The following is a 17,431-nucleotide window of genomic DNA, read 5'->3' as shown; positions in this document are numbered from 1 at the left end:
GTGACTTCCATGGTGACTTCCATGGTGACTTCCATGGTGACTTCCATGGTGACTTCCATGGTGACTTCCATGGTGACTTCCATGGTGACAAAGCCTATCCCCTGTCCCCGAGCAAGCAACACAAACCGCGAAGTATTTCTCTCGACTTCCGCAGTCGCCCATCAGGCGACGACTACTCGAGGCCTATGAGCGACCTACGGAAAAAGTTCAAGTCATCGCTGCTCACGAAGCAGTCCAGACTCACGGGCCAAATCGGCCAAGACTTTGTCTGCGATCCATAAACCCCACCCACCGTATAGCCGTGGTATGAAGTCAGGTATCCGAGTCGGATTGCCTCACTTGAGTTCTTACCCCAAACAACCGGTCGGCTATCTGCCTGCCTCGCTCAAGCCCTTCAGCCGTCAACCAAATCGATTTGTTCTTGCTCACCGGATTGCTGATGAAACCGCGTTCATGTAATCGGTTCATGGTCTCGAAGTCGAACCCTTTCCAAGCATTGCCGTTATCAAAACTGAAGGTTGCCAACAGCGCAAGTACGGCTTCTTCAATCAGTTTATCGTCGTATTCCATGATCGTTGCTCCGCTCATACTCTTTAAGCTCACCGTAAAGCCAGCTCTACCTACAGATCCGAGTTTCACAGGCAGGATGGTGTTTTGCCTTGAGGGCGCAGGATGGCGGCATTGGCCGAAATGTTATCTGTTACAGGGAGGGCTGATCCAGCGAGATCGACAGACATGCCCAGACTTGGGCACGCATCGTTAACCATCACACAGAGACTGTCTGTCGCCCAACATCCTCGCTTAGCATCAGCATTTGGGACCAGACAAGAGCGAAGTTTCCGACGTGTCGCTGAAACGAGATTTCAGCGACACGTTCTTCCCTCATGTCGCCGTCAGCGACATATCCCCACCACGTGTCGTCAAAACCGCAAAACAGCGACACGTTAGGCCAGAACCTGAGCATTCTCAGGGATAACTAAACCGCCTCGCCAACGTCAGCTCCCCCGGTGCCCGCATCGGCACGATGAACGATTCCATCTTCTCGTTCACCGTCCCCTCTTCCGTAATCACCGTGACCTTCGCCGTGGTCAGAGGCTGCACGGCATTCTCCTGCCCGCCGCTCTCATCATCGTCACTGCGATAACCGCCACCGAAGTAGTTCACATAGATCAGGTACTGGCCCTTGATCGGCGCAGGCATGGAGAAAATCTCCGGGCCGTAGCCGGTGGTCACGTCCACATCCAGCGCCGCGCCATTGGGCGCGACCCGGTCGCCGTACCAGATATGCGCGCCATCCGGCGTCACCACATGCAGATCCAGGTCAGTACCATCCGTATCCCACGACAGCAAGATCCGCAACTTGGCCGGTGTCGCCCCACCACCCACATTCAGAAACTGCACGCGCTTGCGCTGCTGCCCATCCGGGCTGCGCACTTCAACGCTATTACTGCCAGTGGGAAACGAAAACGGTCGATCAAAATTCCCCGACTCATCGATCTTCAACGGCATGCTCACACCATTGACGATCAGGTTCCCTGGCACCCTGGTGCTCTTCGGTGCGCCCTTGATCTGGCCCATGATCCGCGCTGTATCCGCCTGCCCCAGTGGGGTGTTGACCGACGAGGCCGGGTAGTTGACGGTCTGGCGGAAGTGTTCGCCATCCGGCGAGCCGGCGTGCCAGCCGCCCTTGGGGGTATCGAGCTGGATGCCGCTGTCGGCATGGGCCGCATTCAGCACAACCAGGGCGCTGAGGAACAGGACAACGGTGGAGATGCGCAATTTCATGGCCTATTCCAGTAACAGGTGACGGGCAAGCCCTTCGACATAATCTTCGTCCTGGCCATTCGGATGGGCCTCGAACGCCAGGTGCAGGTATTCATGGGTCAGGTCGAGGCGGTCCTGTTGTGTCAGCACACCGCGCACGTAGATGCGTTGACGTTCGCGGTCGACGTAAGGCCGACCGTAGGACACCCGACAGACGGCAAACTGGCTCAATTCGTTATAGCCAACTTCCTGATCCAGACGCTGACGCCACACGCGACGCTGTTTGAGCAACCATTCCTGCGCTGCCGGCAAGGGCTCGCACGAAGCCACCGGGTTGTCCCAACGGCTCAGGCTCGCACGCGGGTAGGCGTGCTGGAGAATCTGGTCGTAACGCTCGCCGCCGTTGGCCTGTTCCACCGCCTGTTGCCAGGACAGCTTGTCCGGGCCGGATTGGTCGGAGTGGTAGGTCACCGGACTGCCCGCCAACACCAGATCACTGGTCCAGGCCGCGATACCCCGAGCTTCGGCAGTGGCCGGGCGTGGCGCAACGCGCTGACGGCCGCTGCTGTCGTCAATGCTCAGGCAGTCGCCGCTACGGCCAGCGTTCTGCAACAGGTAGGTGCGAATCGCCACGGCCAGGGCCTTGGCGGCTTCGATGGGTTCGGTCTTGGCTTCGCGTTGCAGGACACGGGCGACATATTCCTCGCGGTCCAGCCGCGCAACCAGCTGCGGCTGACCGGCGTTCTGCAGCAGAAAGAGTTCACCCGCGCTCTCGATCTCCAACTGGTTGCCATTGGCGAAATCGACTCGGTAGTGACCTTGCAAGGCACCGTTGGGAGCGGCTTGGCCGTCGGCGCGGGTGACGCCTTTCAGTGGGTAACGGGAGAACAGATCGACCTGCACGCAACGCCCGGCATCTTCGGACGAAGGCGACGGCAAGAAGCTACCCAGCACATCCGAGTAATGCCGCAGCACCATCTGGCTGGTACCACGACCACCCACCCAAAGCGGCGTGCCGTCTTCCAGCCAACCGGCAAAACCGCCCTGGCGTGACTGCGAATCCTGGTCGCCGAGCCAGCTCCAGGTCTTGACCCGCACGCGCCCGCCGAGCAGCCCCACCGCCTGACCATCGGCAGCGTTGAGCACCACGTCCAGCAGCAGTTTGCGCGCAGTCCCCTGAACCGGAAGCGTGCGTAGCGCTTCCAGCAATTGCACCACGGGTACACGGGTTTGCGGTTGCAGTTGGTTGAAACTCAGTAGCCAACTAGGCGCCTGACGTGCCTGCCAGTAGCCGCGCCATTGGCCGTCATCGATCTTCAAACGCTTGGGATCAAAGTACAAACCACAGGAGCGGACCAACGCCGCATCCCGGGCAATACTGCCGCCCGGGGTGCAGCAATAGACTTCCTCGTGATCCTGCCCATGACAATCGTAGGCCGGTTCCTGCTGGTTGGTGTCCACCAGCCAGGCATAGACGAAGAGTTTCCACAGGCTGCCCAGCGGTGTTTGCAGATCCGCCGGCAATGGTTCGCGATTGAGCACCTGGGTGGTATTCAGTTGCACTAACTCATAGCCGTCGGCGGTTTTCCAGGCCAGGCGCAATGGCGCTTCCTCTGCCGTCGCCAGCAGAGGAACGATGCACAACAGCAGCCAGGCCAGTCGGCGGGTCATGTCATTCGACCGTGATCTGCCCAAGGGCCGGTTTCTGCTCCTGAGCCTGATGCTCTGGCGCATAGATCTGGCTGAAACGCGCCGGCGGCAACTTGAACTGGCCCTTCTGCGAGAAGCGGATCAGATGGCGCAGACGCACTTCGCCATTCAGGCTGTTGACCGGTACGCCATACGCCATCTGCCCCGGTTCGAAGTGCGCCTTCTCCAGCGGCGTGGCTTCGGCACCGGCCAACCCGGCAAGGTTGACGCCCCAGGTGGTGCGCTCAACGTCCGCACCTGGCGGCAACGGCACTTCGAGCATGCCGTAGCGCAACGGCTTGGGGCTCTTGGTGGTGAGGATCACTTCGTCCAGGTAGAGGCTGTCGCTGGACAACGGCTTGTCGCCCACGGCCTTGAGGCTGAAGGTGTAGGCGTCGTCGCCCGGCACCAGTTCCAGCAGGCGGCGTTTGATCTGCACCGGCAGGTCATCCGGCACTTTCTGCTGGCTGAGGTAGCTCAGTTTGGCCCGCAATGGACGCTCCTGTGCACCGCTCACGGTCAACACGCTTGGTAGCCCCGCGCCCTGCCATTGCCAGTAGTTTTCACCGGTCCCGCCCTGGCGCGCTTGCCAGCCTTCGCCCGGGGTCAGGGTGACCGTTTTCGGGGTCTGCTCGACACTGCGTTGCAGCCAGGTCAGGGCCAGCGCACGTTCCAGGGTGGATTGCTGCGGCAACAGGCGCTGCAACAGGTCCTGGGCCAAGTCGGCGTTAAACGGTTTGATCGACAGGTTCAAGGCACTGGCGAACGGTTGCGAGCTGGCACCGAGGCGCTGTTCAGCCGCGGGCAGTTGCTTGCTGAACGCATCCGGCAAGGCGACTTTGCTCTGGCGGGCCAGGGCAGCGGTCAGTACCCGCGCACTGGCCAGGCCCAGGGCCGAATCCGGTGCGCTCATGATCACGCTGTCCTGGCCATCGTCCATCAGGTTGGCGTCGGCACCGTCACCGGCTTTCGCCAGTTCGTCCATCAGGCCAGTCAACAGGGTGTTCACCGGCAGTTGCATGTCCTTGGCGAACGACAGCACCAGCGCCCGTTGCAGCAATGGCGTGACGGTGGCCTGTTTACCGTAGACATCCAGCACCCGCTGCCAGTGATCCGGCGGCAGGCTGATACCCAGCGCCTTGCTGGCGTGCCAGTCGGCGTAATAGGCGTAACCGGTGAGGAAAGCATCCGGAGTGACATCTTCACCCCACCAGGTAAACCAGGCATCCGGCCCGGCCATCGAGACCAGGCGCAGGCGGCTGTTCTGCATGATCAGACGCAGACGGTCGCGGACCTGGGCGTTGGCCGACAGCGCCGGGTAGGCGATGCTCAACGGCAGCAACTGGCTGGCGGTCTGTTCGACGCCGCCATAGGGGTAGCTGAGCAGATCATCGAGGTTGGCGCGGAACAGCGCTTGCGGGCTGTCGTCGAGGCGCAGACGAATATCGCTGGCGTCTGCCGGCAGGCTCAACGGTGTGTCGCCGCTCGCCACGCTCAGGCTCTGGCTTTGTGTCACTTGCCAGCCGTCACCCACTGCACTCAAACGCACCGCCAGGGCATCCTGGGGTTTGCCGTCCTGTTGCAGCTCGGCGCTCCAGTCGCCGCTGCTCAGCGAGGTCGCCGGCAGCGGGATGTAGTTGATGCCTTTGTTCAGGGACAGCGGCAGGCGCTGTTCCTGGCCGGCATAACGAATCACCAGCTCAGTCTTGACCGGCTTGTCGGCCTGGCTGAAAGCGAACAGGCCAAGCTTCGGCTGGTCGCCGCTGCGGAAGTGGGTCGGGCCACTCCATTTCAGGTACAGCGGTTTGTCGGAACGGATGAACTGGTTCTTCTGCCCCACTTGCCCGGCATCGGCGATGGCCCGGGCGGTGATGCGCCAACGGGTCAGGGAGTCCGGCATGCGGAAGGTGAAACGCACCTTGCCGTTGGCGTCGGTGACCAGCTCAGGCTGCCAGGCGGCGGTGTCGACGTCTTCGCGACGCGGCCGCTCCAGCACTTTCACGCCGCGCTCGCTGCGGTTGGCCTTGCCCGGCGCGCCTGGGCTGCCCGGCAATGCCACGTCGTAGCTGATAAACGACAAGCTGGCGCTGGTGCGCACGTTGTTGCGCCGTGGGTGGTAGAAGAACTGGTCGATGCTCGGCGCCACTTCCGGCTGCAGCGCGTAGATCATTTCATCCACCACGCTGACGGTCAGGTGCGCCGGAATCGGCTTGCCGGCGAACTGGGTGGTCAGGTCCACCGAGACGGTGTCGCCCGGCTGGTAGCTTTCCTTGTCGGTGGCGATGGCCACCTCGATCTGCGGCGTGGTGACTTTGAGGCCGGCGTTCTGGAAGCTGTATTCACCGCCCTTGGTGTAGAGCACCGAGAAGGTCAGGTTGGGGGCATAGTTGTCCTTCACCGGAATCCGCGCACGGTATTGGGTGTCGCTGATTTTTTCCAGGCGCAACCAGTCGCCGCCCTTGGACAGCAGCGCGGTGGCCTCGACCTTGTCACGCTCCAGCGAGAGCAGCGCGTCGGTGACCGGCTCCGGGAAGGTGATCAACGCCAGCGCTTCATCACCGGCCTGGTACTCGGGTTTGTCGAGGAGGATTTCCACGGTGCCGGGTACGGCTTTCACGCCGTCACCGGTCACCGAATGGCCGGCGGCGCCAAGGATGCGTTCGTGGTCGTCCTTGAGCGACAGGTTGTAGGTGCCGGGACGGTCGAAGGTGATGCTGAAGCCTTTGTCTGCCGCGCCAAGTTTGCCGCCACCGGTGGATTGGTCTTCCAGTCGGACCCAGCTATAGGTGCTTGGCGTGCCAGCATTCGGCTGGGCGACGGTGGACTCGCTGACGTAGCCGAACGCAACCTTCTCGCCGGTGGCACTGAAACGCTGCGGCGCCGACAGGCGATAGCGCGCCGCGCCACGCTCGATCAGGATTTCCTTGGTGGTCTTGACCCGATACGCCGCGCCATCGCTGGCGAACACGGTGAGCATGTAGCGGCTGGGCTTTTCCGCCGCCGGCAGGTCAAGCACGGCCTGGCCCTTGTCGTCGGTGGTCAGTTCGGCACTGGTCAGTTCCACCGGGAATTGCCCGAGGTATTGCAGCTCGTTGTCGACCATCGACAGTTGTTGGGCACGCAGGCTCAGTTGCACCCGGGCATCGGCCACTGGCTTGCCATCCGGGTAGAGCAGCAGCAATTTGCCCTTGATCGGCTCGCCAGTACGGAAGTCCTGCTTGGCCAGGTCCATGGAGATTTCAAAGTGCGGCTTGATGTACTCGGCGACGCGGAAGGCGCTGCTGTAGGTCTGGTCGCGGTAGTTGAAACGCAACTCATAACCACCGGCCACGGCGTTGTCCGGCAGTTGGAAACGGCCCTGGGTACCGGACTTGGCGTCCAGGTTCAGGTCCAGGGTCTGCAAGGTGGTGCCGGTGGCATCCAGCACGCTGACACGCACCGGGGCGGTGGTCGGGTTGACCGAGTCGCGGGCATTCTTGAACTCGCGACCGACGATTTTCATCGACACCCAATCCCCCGGCCGGTACAGCGGTCGGTCGGTGAAGGCGTAGAGCTTGGTGTCGTAGATCTCGCTGTCGTAATAGAAGTTCTCGGAGACGAACACCCCGCCCTCGTCGTCCTCGCCGATCATGAATGAGCGCTCCGGGCTGACGTGCTTGAGGCGCAGCAGGCCATCGGCATCGGTCTCGCCGCTGCTCATCACGCCCAAGCCGTCGGTCCACAGCACTTTGACCTTGGGCACCGAGCTGCCTTCATGTTTGCGTGCCGCCCAGACCAGCAATTCGTCGCCAGCGATCTTGCTCACGGCCACGGTGTTGGAGACGAACACCACGGTGGTCGCACGGTATTTGCCGATCAGCGCTTCCACCAGGTACAGGCCTGGCTTGAGTTTGCCCAGCGGGATATAGACGTTGCCGGGTGCGACGCTGATGAACTGGCTGGAAGAGCCGGCCAGGTCGACGCCCTTCGGCGGCTGGATCGGCTTGGCGTCCCACAGCGGGTAACGGAACTGGCTGACCATTGGCAGACCGGGCAGTGGCGCGTATTGCGGATGATTGTCGTACGGCGTCGGCGCGGCGATGGCCTGGCCCATTTTCAGTTCCGGCACTTCCTCGGTCACTTGCTTGCGCGACTCGTAGGAGAACGCCCGCTGCATCACGCGGCGGGATTTGCGGTACCAGTTGTCCCACAGGTAGGCCAGGGTGTTGGACAGCCCTTCGCCCTTGAACTGGCCATCGCTGACCACCCGGTGCAGGTTCTTCTGCCGCTTGAGGAATTCCAGCGGTTGGTCGATGCGGTACACGCGGATATCCGCGCCACCGTAGGGTTCCATGCGGAAACGCCGGTAGTCGCGGCCCGGCGCTTCGAGGCGGACCAGGGCCTGCTCGTCGCTGGCGAAACTGCTGTCGGCCAGCAGGAAGAAACTCTCGCCGGCCACCGGCGTGTAGTTGCTCGGCGGCACCGAGTCATCGGCGGCGCCGGCGACAACCGGCAGCAGCACGGCCAGGGCGAAAACCATTCGGGAAAACAGACGCTTCATGGGAGACCCGTTCATCGAGAGAGGAAGTTCAGCCGGTAAACGCCGATGAAGTTGGGGTTCGTTGCATCGGGTATCCATCGGGTGTCCTTCCATGTCATGAGTTGCTGCACGCTGGCGGAGCGCATGCCGTTATCGGTGGGGGTGGTGGTGCCGGTGTGATAGGCGATGTTGCGGCCCATCCAGATCATCAGGTGCTGGTCGTCGCCCTGGTCGAAGAACAACAGGTCGCCGGGCCGCGCCTGGTTGAGGTCGCGGCTGACCAGTTGGCTGTTGAACTGGATCAGCTTGATCGCATTGACGTAGGGCCCGACCTTGCCGCCGCCCTGCTGCCATTGCTGGGCCAGGTTGCGCTGGCCCTCGCTCAGGACCAGTTCGGGCGGCAGGTAGCGGTTGGACAGGCCATTGGCCCGCAACCATTTGTCGTCATGGGTTTTCAGCGCTTCGTTGGCGGCGAAGCGCACCAGCCCGGCGCAGTCCTGCTGGTACCAGCGCGGGCTCGGGCCTTGGGTCAGTTGCTCCTGGGCGATGCGCACGAACCAGGCACGGAACACCTGGGACTGCTCGACGTCCAGCGGCGGTGCTTCAACGGCGAACGCGGGCGCACTGAACACGGTGTTCAGTAATAGCGCCAGCAGGCCCAACCTCTTGAACAGAGGAATCACATTGCACGCCATTGCAAAGGCAACCACTGCCAGTGGCCATCCGGCTCGCTGCCTTCCGGCAGGGTCAGGGCGTACTTGCCGAAACCGGCGAGCTTTTGCAGCTTGGGAATCAGGTGGGTCTGCGCGGCGTTGCGGAACACCGGCTCCATGTCCTGGGGCAAGCTGTCGAGGGTTTCCTGTCGCATCAGTTGCGCCAGGGAGTCCGGGCCGAGGTAGACCGGCATCAGCACGTCCTTGGGCAGCACGTCGGCCAGCGGCGGAAAGTGCTTGTCGAGGGTGCCGAGGGCCTTGTCCACCAGCTTGTCATCCAGGGAGAACAGCAGGGTCGAACCGTGCCGCGCCAGGCTTACGCGGAAGAAGCCCTTGCCGGTGATGGCGTCGGGGTTCTCGGCTTCCTTGGCGGCGTACTGGCCGAAGGTCGAGCTGACCTGACGCTTCCACTCATGGACGCCGTCTTTCTGTTGCTCAGCGATAGGGAACAGACCGCCGTCGACGGCGCTTTCCTTGCTCCCGACCATGGAGCCGAACAGCTTGCCCAGGTCGGCGTCGAGGCTGTCGTTGTCCTTGGTCAGGTTGGCCACCAGCAACGGCGTGTAGAGGCGCGAGTCGGCGTACCAGCAGAGGCCGGCGGCACCGCTCATGTGTTCGGTGAGTTTCTTCGCGGTGGCTTCGTCGGCACCCAATTTGACCAGCAGCGGTTGTTGCTGCTCGGCAGCCAACGGCAGGGCGACGCAGGCACTGGCGCCCACCGGCATGGCTTGCCAGATCGGCTTGAAGTCGAAGTCGGCGGCTTTGTCCTGCTCATCCAGGGCGAGGAAGCTGTGCCAGCCCTTGTCGTCCATGTCCAGGCGCAGGCCGGCGAAGTTGGGGATAAAGCGCTGGTAACCCATGGCCAGGACACTGGAAGCAATCGAGATGCGCTGCTTCACGACGGTTTCACGAGGCTTGAGACCGAAGGCTTCGGGAAACAATTTGTCGCCATTGAGCAACGCCGCCAGGGCCTGGGTCGAGACCTCGCCCGGGGCCAATTCGCTGTCGTCGCTGGTTTGCTCGTAGAGTCGATCCGGATTGGACAGCACCACCAGTTTGTCGCCACGGGAAGCGAACAACAGGGCTTTGCTGGCGTTGTAGGCCAGGCGATAGAGCGGCACGCTGTCACCGGCGACTTTCACTTCGCCGACCTTGGTCAGTTGGGTGTCGTCCAGCGCGACATGGGCCAGGGGCTCAAGCAGTTTGGCCAGGCCACCACGGTCCATCACCAGCAGGAAGTCCTTGAGACGACCGTCGGCACCGCGCCACAGGGCGATATCCGCCGGCTGGTCGAAGAGTTGCTCGATCAGGTTGTCCTGCAGCTTGAGGTCATGCTCGTAGATGATCCGCCGCAGGCTGCCGATCAGGCCGAGACGGTCGCCGTGGGTTTCGTAATAGAAGACGAAATCCTCGGTCAGGGTGTCGCGCAGGAACGGCACGCTGAGCAGGTCCTTGGGCAACTGGCTCAGCGACGCGGTTTCCAGCAGCGCGTCCGGGCGGCTCACGCCGAGTTTCTCCAGGGCCAGTTCCGGCGCCGGGGCGGCCGGCTTGTGGTGGAAAAACCAGCCCAGGCCGCCCGCCACCGTACCGGCCACGCAAAGCCCGAGCACAAGACCCAGCCAACGGCGCGAGCCGGCAGGTTGAGGGGTAGCCGCTACAACGGCGTCCGGGGAAGCTGTGTTATCGCTCATGTTCGCAAAGCCCATTCATCCGTGGAGCGGGATGTTCAATAGTTGAAGGTCTTGACCAGCAGCAGGTCGCCGATGGCTCGCAGGGGCACGGTGAAGCTCTCGCGCTTTTCATCGACGGTGTTTTCGTTGAGCACCAGATTGATCTGCGAGGTGATGACCTCGTTCTGGTTGGCGTGCTCGGTAAAGTTATAGCCGTCGCTGGCGCTGTAGTTGCCCCAGTAGTTCACATAAATCAGGTAGGTGCCGTGCAGCGGCGCGGTCATGGTGAACATTTCCGGGCCGGGGCCGTCGACGCCATCCGGGTCGAGGCCACCACCATTGGTCAACGCCGGATGCGCGTAGAAGGCGTGCTGGCCGTCGGGGGTGATGATGTGCAGGTCGAGTTCGGCCTTGGGGTCGTCCCAACCGAGGACCACGCGGATGCGCGCCGGAGTGATCTGCTTGTTGGCCTCGTAGAACTGCACACGTTTGAGCGACTTGCCCGTGGAGCTGCGCACTTCGACGCTGTTGGAGCCGGCACCGAAGGCATAGGGACGGACGAAACGACCGGCGTCGTCGGTGTAGAGATTCAGCGGGTTGCCGTTGACCGACAGGATATGGGGTTCACGCGGGCCGGAGGGCGGATTGATCCGGCCTTCGATGGGGGTGCGGCTGCGCTGGATGCCACGGTCGATGGGCGGCGTGGGGTAGGCCACCTGCGGCGCATCCTTGTGGTCGAGGAGACCTGCGTAACGCCAGCCGCCGGTCGGCTCCTGGAGCTCGGCCGAGGGCTCAGCCCAGGCGGTCGTGGCCCAGAGGGCGATCAGGATGGGGAAAAACCGGCGCATCAACAGCCTCCTTGCCATGCTTTATAAAACCCTGCGCAGAATCCACAGCGCACTCCCGACACGGTATCGGTCAGAGAAGACCTGTCGATGACAGGTAGGGGAAGCCGCAGAGGTTAGCGATTCGGCGGTTGTTAGACAATGGAGGTAAGGCGGTATTTGTGAGGTGGCTCATCAAATGAGCTGGGATCGTCGCTTTTGAACCGAAAAGCACTGAAAAACAAGGCAGAATGCCACTATTCAGGCAAGATTTCCTGATCAGCATACGGCTTCTGCATCAGCAGGAAACAGGTAGGCGATGCTGTCCAATAAACCTGCGGAGCGAACGTTCGATACTTGATTACCAGTGGCACGTTCAGGGTCACACCGTTTGAAGATCACGCAACGCTTCCGGGTGTTGGCTCGCAACACGCAGCAGCGTTTGCGCCGCACCCGTGGGCTGTCGACGCCCCTGCTCCCAGTCCTGCAAAGTCCGCAGGCTGACGCCCAGAAGCTTGGCGAAATCACTCTGGGACAAACCGACCTTTGTCCGAGCCTCGGCAGCTGCGGTCAATGTCACCTTGGTGACCCGCGCCGCTTTACCCGCCTTCATTTGCCGGACTGAGGCCAGCAAGTCCTTCTGGAATTGTTCCAGTTCATCACTCATCGCTGAGTTCCTCCTTCAATTGCTTCAGAAACGCGGCAGGCAAGTTGTCAAATTTGGCCTTCGTATAGGCAATCAACAACCAAATACAACCGTCGGCAAGCCTGTTGTAGTAAATCACCCGCGTACCGCCTTGCTTGCCCATACCCGTACGAGACCAGCGAATCTTGCGCAATCCGCCGCTGCCGGGAACAACATCACCTGCCAGCGGGTTGCCCGCGATCCAGGTAATGAACTCATGGCGTTCGCCGTCATTCCAGATGGCCTCAGCGCAACGTTTGAATACTTCAGTTTCAATGATCGTATGCATGGGCGAAAAATACGGCAATGCCGTACCTTCAAGCAATCATACACCTGTGTCGTGTTATTACAATCGCGACGGCATCCCCGTCGCTTATCACTCAAGCCCTGCGCTCTTCCACAGTCGCGCTGACCGACCGATCCACCCTCGCCCAGAACGTCGGCAAAAACACCTCCGAGACCAGAATCCCCAGGTCGCCCCGCTCGAAGTGTGAGCGCCGGGCCCAGAGCGGGGACGCGGCCAACTGACCGTCATCGACCGAGTCCTCATGGCGGCACAGCTCTATCGCGCCACGCCGAAAATCGAGCTCACCGAACAACCACGGACCAATCGACTGATCGCCCAAGGCGCGAAAATCCAGGCCCGTGCTGCGCTGCACCGCCTCCGGGATCACGGTCCGGGCAAATACCCACGGAACGCCCTGCCCATTCAGATAGACCTCCCGCACCCAGCCACGGCTGCCGAGGGGCAAGCGCAACGCCGTACATTCACCGCGCAGCAAAACGGCCTCGCGCTCATATAAAGGCGTGACACCGAAACGACCGTCGGAAACCTCGACCAGACGCTGGGTCAATGATCCCGGGGCCAGCAGATAATCGGCCATAGGCTCCTCAAGTCGAGCGCCCAGTTGCTCGACCGACCGCCACTGCACCTTAGGGTCGGCACAGAGAGTTCGATGATTTCTCACATTGTCGAACATCGCGTTTTTCCACCTGTTGAAACCGACCGTGCGGCGTGGGCCATAGGGTCACACGTGGCCCCGTAGGGCCGAAGGGACATTCCTGCACTGTCGAAGTGCAGAGGATTCACGTCTCAATGGCCGCCAAGTCTGAGCACAACCTTGTTGATGGCGCTGGGCCCTGATGTCAGCGTGCAATCTGAAAGCAATAGCGGGGACTGTGGGAGCGGTGCTTGCCCGCGAAGCTTTTGACGGTCTCACTGGCCCCTTCGCGAGCAAGCTCTGCTCCTACAAAGTACGCGTTCGGGCGTGATGTTCGGTGCATGTGTTCAAGCGTGATTGTCGTCCGCGCCTGTGAAACGGGGGCATCACCGATTGCTCAGCGTCCCCGCTCAGCACAGAATTCCCTATCGCCACCAGAGCTGCCTGAATGATTGCTTTCGATCGCCTCGACCTCAACCTGCTACGGGTCTTCGACGCCGTGATGGAGGAGCGCAGCGTCCTGCGCGCCAGCCAGCGTCTGCACCTGAGTCAGTCGGCGGTCAGCCATGCGCTTTCGCGTCTGCGCGACAGCGTCGGAAAGGAGATTTTCGTGCGCACCGGCAAGGGCATGACGCCGACCCACTACGCCTTCGAGATCAGCGGCGCGGTGCGCGACGCCCTGCAGAACATCAGCGCCGAACTCATGTACCGCGCCAGCCATTTCACGCCATACACCGACATGGCGAACTGGGTCAGGGTCAGCGCGCCGAGGGTCAGCGCGTCATTCCAACCCTGGGCACCGGCCCGGACAAAGCAGTAGACCAGCGCGCTCATGCCGAAGGTGACGGTCAAGGCCCCCGCCAGATCGAAGTGACCGGTATGCCGTTCGGTTTCCTTCAGATAGCGCCAGGCCAGGGCCAGCAGCGCAATACCCACCGGCACAGCAGTACGCCGGAACCGGGAATACGAGCGGAAGAAGACGCCATGGATGACAGCCTTATGGGTGTAGAAGCACAGGAGAAAATCGGAGGCGACGAGAGGGAGGTCCATGTCGATCATTCATCCTTGATCGATGGACTACTATAAAAGAGACAATTTTGTGCCGACTAGCAGGACAAACCGGGATACGCCGCGCCGAAAACCGGGATAATCCCCCCCCCGCGATAACGGTTCAGATCATGCTGCAAAACCTGTAGGAACCGGCTTGCCGGCGATAGCGTCCACACGAGCGCCGCATGACTCTAGGGCCTCATCGCCGGCAAGCCGGCTCCTACAGTGGACGTGTTGTCCCTGGGTTGTGCGCCCGGTATCAGGATGATTTGTCGACAACGGCCTACACCAGGCCCCTGACTGCCAACCCCTCGCATTTGCCCCTAAACCCGCTGTCTGCTAGTGTCGCGCCCGTTCAACGCCTACCGAGATCGCCGCCATGGCCCGCAAAAAAGCTTCCCTGGACTTCGAGCAATCCCTTGCCGACCTGCAAACCCTGGTCGAACGCCTGGAGAACGGCGAATTGTCGTTGGAAGACTCACTGACCGCCTTCGAGCAAGGCATCCGCCTGACCCGCGATTGCCAGGGTGCCCTGGCCCAGGCCGAGCAGAAGGTGCAGATCCTCCTCGAGCGCGACGGCGAACTGGCCGAAGAGCCCTTCGACGCGGAACAAGCAGAATGATCAAAGCCTATCAGGCCAGCAGCCAGGCCCGGGTCAACGCCGCACTCGAGACGCTGTTCAACGCCCCCAGCGCCGAACTCGCACGCCTCTATGAAGCCATGCGCTACAGCGTGATGAACGGCGGCAAGCGCGTGCGTCCGCTGCTGGCCTACGCCGCCTGCGAAGCCCTCGGCGGCAACCCTGAACAGGCCAACGGCGCGGCCTGCGCGGTGGAACTGATCCACGCCTACTCGCTGGTCCACGACGATCTGCCGGCCATGGACGACGACGACCTGCGTCGCGGCCAGCCAACCACCCACAAAGCCTTCGACGAAGCCTGCGCGATCCTCGCCGGCGACGGCCTGCAAAGCCTGGCCTTCAGCGCCCTGCTCGACCCGGGGCTGAGCGAGCTGAACGCCGACATCCGCCTGAACATGGTCACCACCCTGGCCCAGGCCGCTGGCCCTGCCGGCATGGTCGGCGGCCAGGCCATCGACCTCGGCGCGGTGGGCCTCAAGCTCGACCAGAAGGCCCTGGAATACATGCACCGGCACAAGACCGGCGCGCTGATCGAAGCCAGCGTCAAGCTCGGCGCCCTGGCCAGCGGCCAGGCGCAAAAGGACGAATTGCGCTCGCTGCAGGCCTATGCCCAGGCCATTGGCCTGGCTTTCCAGGTGCAGGACGATATTCTCGACGTGGAAAGCGACACCGCTACCCTCGGCAAGCGTCAGGGTGCCGATATCGCCCGCGACAAGCCGACCTACCCGGCCCTGCTCGGTCTGGACGCGGCCAAGGCCTATGCCCTGGAACTGCGTGACCAGGCGCTGCACGCCCTGCGACCGTTTGACGCGTGCGCTGAACCGTTGCGCGAGCTGGCCCGTTATATCGTCGAACGTCGCAGCTGAGTCAAACGCCGCGCTCAAGGCCGCATATCGGCCAACTTCGACGCTCCGCGTGGGCAGCGTGCGATGCATCAGGTAAACTGCCGCCTCTTCTATACCTATAACGATTCGCCTGATGCCCACGACGTTCCATGAGATTCCCCGCAAGCGCCCGACCACGCCCCTGCTGGACCGTGCCGACACGCCGGCCGGCCTGCGCCGGTTAGGTGAAGCCGAGCTGGAAACCCTGGCCGATGAATTGCGCCAGGAGTTGCTCTATTCGGTCGGTCAGACCGGCGGGCACTTCGGTGCCGGCCTGGGCGTGATCGAACTGACCATCGCGTTGCACTACGTCTTCGACACCCCGGACGACCGGCTGGTGTGGGACGTGGGCCATCAGGCGTATCCGCACAAGATCCTCACCGGTCGTCGCGAGCGCATGCACACCCTGCGTCAGAAAGACGGCCTGGCCGCCTTTCCGCGCCGTTCGGAGAGCGAGTACGACACCTTTGGCGTCGGTCACTCCAGCACCTCCATCAGTGCCGCCCTGGGCATGGCCATCGCCGCTCGCCTGCAGAACAGCGAGCGCAAGGCCATCGCCGTGATTGGCGACGGCGCGTTGACCGCCGGCATGGCCTTCGAGGCGCTGAACCACGCGCCGGAAGTCGACGCCAACATGCTGGTGATCCTCAACGACAATGACATGTCGATTTCGCGCAATGTCGGCGGCCTGTCCAACTACCTGGCGAAGATCCTCTCCAGCCGTACCTATGCGAGCATGCGCGAAGGCAGCAAGAAAGTGCTGTCGCGCCTGCCCGGGGCCTGGGAAATCGCCCGGCGTACCGAAGAATACGCCAAGGGCATGCTGGTCCCCGGCACCTTGTTCGAAGAGCTGGGCTGGAACTATATCGGCCCGATCGACGGCCATGACCTGCCGACCCTGATCGCCACCCTGCGCAATATGCGCGACCTCAAGGGCCCGCAGTTCCTGCATGTGGTGACCAAGAAGGGCAAGGGCTTCGCCCCGGCGGAACTCGACCCGATCGGTTACCACGCGATCACCAAGCTCGAACCCCTGGACGCCCCGGCCGCCGCGCCGAAGAAAGCCAGCGGACCGAAATACTCCGGCGTCTTCGGCGAATGGCTGTGCGACATGGCCGCCGCCGACTCGCGCCTGGTGGGCATTACCCCGGCGATGAAGGAAGGCTCCGATCTGGTGGCCTTCAGCGAGCGTTTCCCGCTACGCTACTTCGACGTGGCGATTGCCGAGCAACACGCGGTGACCTTCGCCGCCGGCATGGCCTGCGAAGGCGCCAAGCCGGTGGTGGCGATCTACTCGACCTTTCTGCAACGCGGTTATGACCAGCTTGTCCACGATGTGGCGGTGCAGAACCTCGACGTGCTGTTCGCCATCGACCGCGCCGGCCTGGTGGGCGAAGACGGCCCGACCCACGCTGGCAGCTTCGACCTGTCGTACCTGCGCTGCATCCCCGGCATGCTGGTGATGACCCCGAGTGACGAGAACGAACTGCGCAAGATGCTCAGCACCGGTCATTTGTACAACGGCCCGGCGGCAGTGCGCTATCCGCGCGGTACCGGGCCGAACGCGACCATCGAGAAAGACCTGGAACCGATCGAGATCGGCAAGGGCGTGGTTCGCCGTCGGGGTAGCAATGTGGCCCTGCTGGTGTTTGGCGTGCAGTTGACCGAGGCCTTGATCGTCGCCGAGAAGCTTGATGCGACCGTGGTCGACATGCGCTTCGTCAAACCGCTGGATGAAGCGTTGGTGCGTGAGATGGCCGGCAGCCATGAGTTGCTGGTGACGATCGAAGAAAACGCCATCATGGGCGGCGCCGGAGCGGCGGTCAGCGAGTTCCTGGCGCGGGACAACCTGCTCAAGCCGGTGCTGCACCTGGGGTTACCGGATGTGTACGTCGAACACGCGAAACCGGCGCAGATGCTGGCGGAGTGCGGGTTGGATGTGGCGGGGATCGAAGCGTCGGTGACTGAGCGGATGAAGCTGCTGGGGCTGTAGACCCTTGCTACGCCCCCTTGCTCGCGATGGAGGTAGGGACACCGCGGGGCGTCAGGCAC

14 protein-coding genes are annotated in these 17,431 nt (G+C 62.5%); 4 read left to right on the top strand and 10 right to left on the bottom strand.

The genetic code is table 11. The features are described from left to right. Positions 1-312: 312 nt before the first annotated feature. The 10 genes from AC07VG_RS22975 to AC07VG_RS22930 form a co-directional block, all read right to left on the bottom strand. Complete coding sequence (locus AC07VG_RS22975; protein ID WP_495003135.1) at positions 313-570, bottom strand: DUF6429 family protein; 258 nt, start codon at positions 568-570, stop codon at positions 313-315. A gap of 396 nt (positions 571-966) precedes the next feature. Continuing rightward, positions 967-1,785, bottom strand: a complete 819-nt coding sequence (locus tag AC07VG_RS22970; RefSeq protein WP_495021915.1) for a YfaP family protein — start codon at positions 1,783-1,785, stop codon at positions 967-969. A 3-nt stretch (positions 1,786-1,788) separates the two neighbouring features. Next, positions 1,789-3,435: a DUF2300 domain-containing protein gene (locus AC07VG_RS22965; RefSeq protein ID WP_495021914.1), complete on the bottom strand. Its 1,647-nt coding sequence runs from the start codon at positions 3,433-3,435 to the stop codon at positions 1,789-1,791. A gap of 1 nt (position 3,436) precedes the next feature. Further along, positions 3,437-8,008, bottom strand: coding sequence for an alpha-2-macroglobulin family protein (locus AC07VG_RS22960; protein ID WP_495021913.1), 4,572 nt, complete (start codon positions 8,006-8,008; stop codon positions 3,437-3,439). After that, the gene (locus AC07VG_RS22955; protein ID WP_495003131.1) at positions 8,005-8,667 is read right to left on the bottom strand and encodes a DUF1175 domain-containing protein; all 663 of its coding nucleotides are present in this window, start codon (positions 8,665-8,667) and stop codon (positions 8,005-8,007) included. The genes AC07VG_RS22960 and AC07VG_RS22955 overlap by 4 nt, the downstream gene beginning before the upstream one ends. Next, positions 8,652-10,376: a DUF2138 domain-containing protein gene (locus AC07VG_RS22950; protein ID WP_495021912.1), complete on the bottom strand. Its 1,725-nt coding sequence runs from the start codon at positions 10,374-10,376 to the stop codon at positions 8,652-8,654. The genes AC07VG_RS22955 and AC07VG_RS22950 overlap by 16 nt, the downstream gene beginning before the upstream one ends. 35 nt (positions 10,377-10,411) lie before the next feature. Beyond that, the gene (locus AC07VG_RS22945; protein WP_495003129.1) at positions 10,412-11,203 is read right to left on the bottom strand and encodes a YfaP family protein; all 792 of its coding nucleotides are present in this window, start codon (positions 11,201-11,203) and stop codon (positions 10,412-10,414) included. Between the two features lie 358 nt (positions 11,204-11,561). Further along, positions 11,562-11,846, bottom strand: a complete 285-nt coding sequence (locus tag AC07VG_RS22940) for a helix-turn-helix domain-containing protein (protein ID WP_495003128.1) — start codon at positions 11,844-11,846, stop codon at positions 11,562-11,564. Further along, entirely contained in the window at positions 11,839-12,153 is a 315-nt protein-coding gene (locus tag AC07VG_RS22935) for a transcriptional regulator (RefSeq protein ID WP_152742125.1), read from the bottom strand. Before AC07VG_RS22935 ends, AC07VG_RS22940 begins: the two co-directional genes overlap by 8 nt. 91 nt (positions 12,154-12,244) lie before the next feature. Continuing rightward, the gene (locus tag AC07VG_RS22930) at positions 12,245-12,844 is read right to left on the bottom strand and encodes a chorismate--pyruvate lyase family protein (protein ID WP_495021911.1); all 600 of its coding nucleotides are present in this window, start codon (positions 12,842-12,844) and stop codon (positions 12,245-12,247) included. A gap of 409 nt (positions 12,845-13,253) precedes the next feature. Between AC07VG_RS22930 and AC07VG_RS22925 the strand changes: the two genes are divergently transcribed. The 4 genes from AC07VG_RS22925 to dxs all read left to right on the top strand — a co-directional run bounded on the left by AC07VG_RS22925 (position 13,254) and on the right by dxs (position 17,372). After that, positions 13,254-13,625: a LysR family transcriptional regulator gene (locus tag AC07VG_RS22925; RefSeq protein WP_495021910.1), complete on the top strand. Its 372-nt coding sequence runs from the start codon at positions 13,254-13,256 to the stop codon at positions 13,623-13,625. 609 nt (positions 13,626-14,234) lie between these two features. Next, on the top strand, positions 14,235-14,477 hold the full coding sequence (locus AC07VG_RS22920) for an exodeoxyribonuclease VII small subunit (RefSeq protein ID WP_100944400.1): 243 nt from the start codon (positions 14,235-14,237) through the stop codon (positions 14,475-14,477). Beyond that, on the top strand, positions 14,474-15,361 hold the full coding sequence (gene ispA, locus AC07VG_RS22915) for a (2E,6E)-farnesyl diphosphate synthase (protein ID WP_495003124.1): 888 nt from the start codon (positions 14,474-14,476) through the stop codon (positions 15,359-15,361). Before AC07VG_RS22920 ends, ispA begins: the two co-directional genes overlap by 4 nt. A 112-nt stretch (positions 15,362-15,473) precedes the next feature. Beyond that, positions 15,474-17,372, top strand: a complete 1,899-nt coding sequence (dxs, locus tag AC07VG_RS22910) for a 1-deoxy-D-xylulose-5-phosphate synthase (RefSeq protein ID WP_495021909.1) — start codon at positions 15,474-15,476, stop codon at positions 17,370-17,372. Positions 17,373-17,431: the final 59 nt, after the last annotated feature.

Source organism: Pseudomonas sp. GW821-FHT03C07 (genome assembly GCF_059420925.1).
The sequence above is the reverse complement of the archived record's forward strand: the minus strand, read 5'-3'. Positions and strand labels throughout refer to the sequence as shown.

Coding starts and splice junctions, on each gene's coding strand:
- AC07VG_RS22975 (WP_495003135.1), bottom strand. CDS start 570: ATGGAATACGACGATAAACTGATTGAAGAAGCCGTACTTGCGCTGTTG.
- AC07VG_RS22970 (WP_495021915.1), bottom strand. CDS start 1,785: ATGAAATTGCGCATCTCCACCGTTGTCCTGTTCCTCAGCGCCCTGGTT.
- AC07VG_RS22965 (WP_495021914.1), bottom strand. CDS start 3,435: ATGACCCGCCGACTGGCCTGGCTGCTGTTGTGCATCGTTCCTCTGCTG.
- AC07VG_RS22960 (WP_495021913.1), bottom strand. CDS start 8,008: ATGAACGGGTCTCCCATGAAGCGTCTGTTTTCCCGAATGGTTTTCGCC.
- AC07VG_RS22955 (WP_495003131.1), bottom strand. CDS start 8,667: ATGGCGTGCAATGTGATTCCTCTGTTCAAGAGGTTGGGCCTGCTGGCG.
- AC07VG_RS22950 (WP_495021912.1), bottom strand. CDS start 10,376: ATGAGCGATAACACAGCTTCCCCGGACGCCGTTGTAGCGGCTACCCCT.
- AC07VG_RS22945 (WP_495003129.1), bottom strand. CDS start 11,203: ATGCGCCGGTTTTTCCCCATCCTGATCGCCCTCTGGGCCACGACCGCC.
- AC07VG_RS22940 (WP_495003128.1), bottom strand. CDS start 11,846: ATGAGTGATGAACTGGAACAATTCCAGAAGGACTTGCTGGCCTCAGTC.
- AC07VG_RS22935 (WP_152742125.1), bottom strand. CDS start 12,153: ATGCATACGATCATTGAAACTGAAGTATTCAAACGTTGCGCTGAGGCC.
- AC07VG_RS22930 (WP_495021911.1), bottom strand. CDS start 12,844: ATGTTCGACAATGTGAGAAATCATCGAACTCTCTGTGCCGACCCTAAG.
- AC07VG_RS22925 (WP_495021910.1), top strand. CDS start 13,254: ATGATTGCTTTCGATCGCCTCGACCTCAACCTGCTACGGGTCTTCGAC.
- AC07VG_RS22920 (WP_100944400.1), top strand. CDS start 14,235: ATGGCCCGCAAAAAAGCTTCCCTGGACTTCGAGCAATCCCTTGCCGAC.
- ispA (WP_495003124.1), top strand. CDS start 14,474: ATGATCAAAGCCTATCAGGCCAGCAGCCAGGCCCGGGTCAACGCCGCA.
- dxs (WP_495021909.1), top strand. CDS start 15,474: ATGCCCACGACGTTCCATGAGATTCCCCGCAAGCGCCCGACCACGCCC.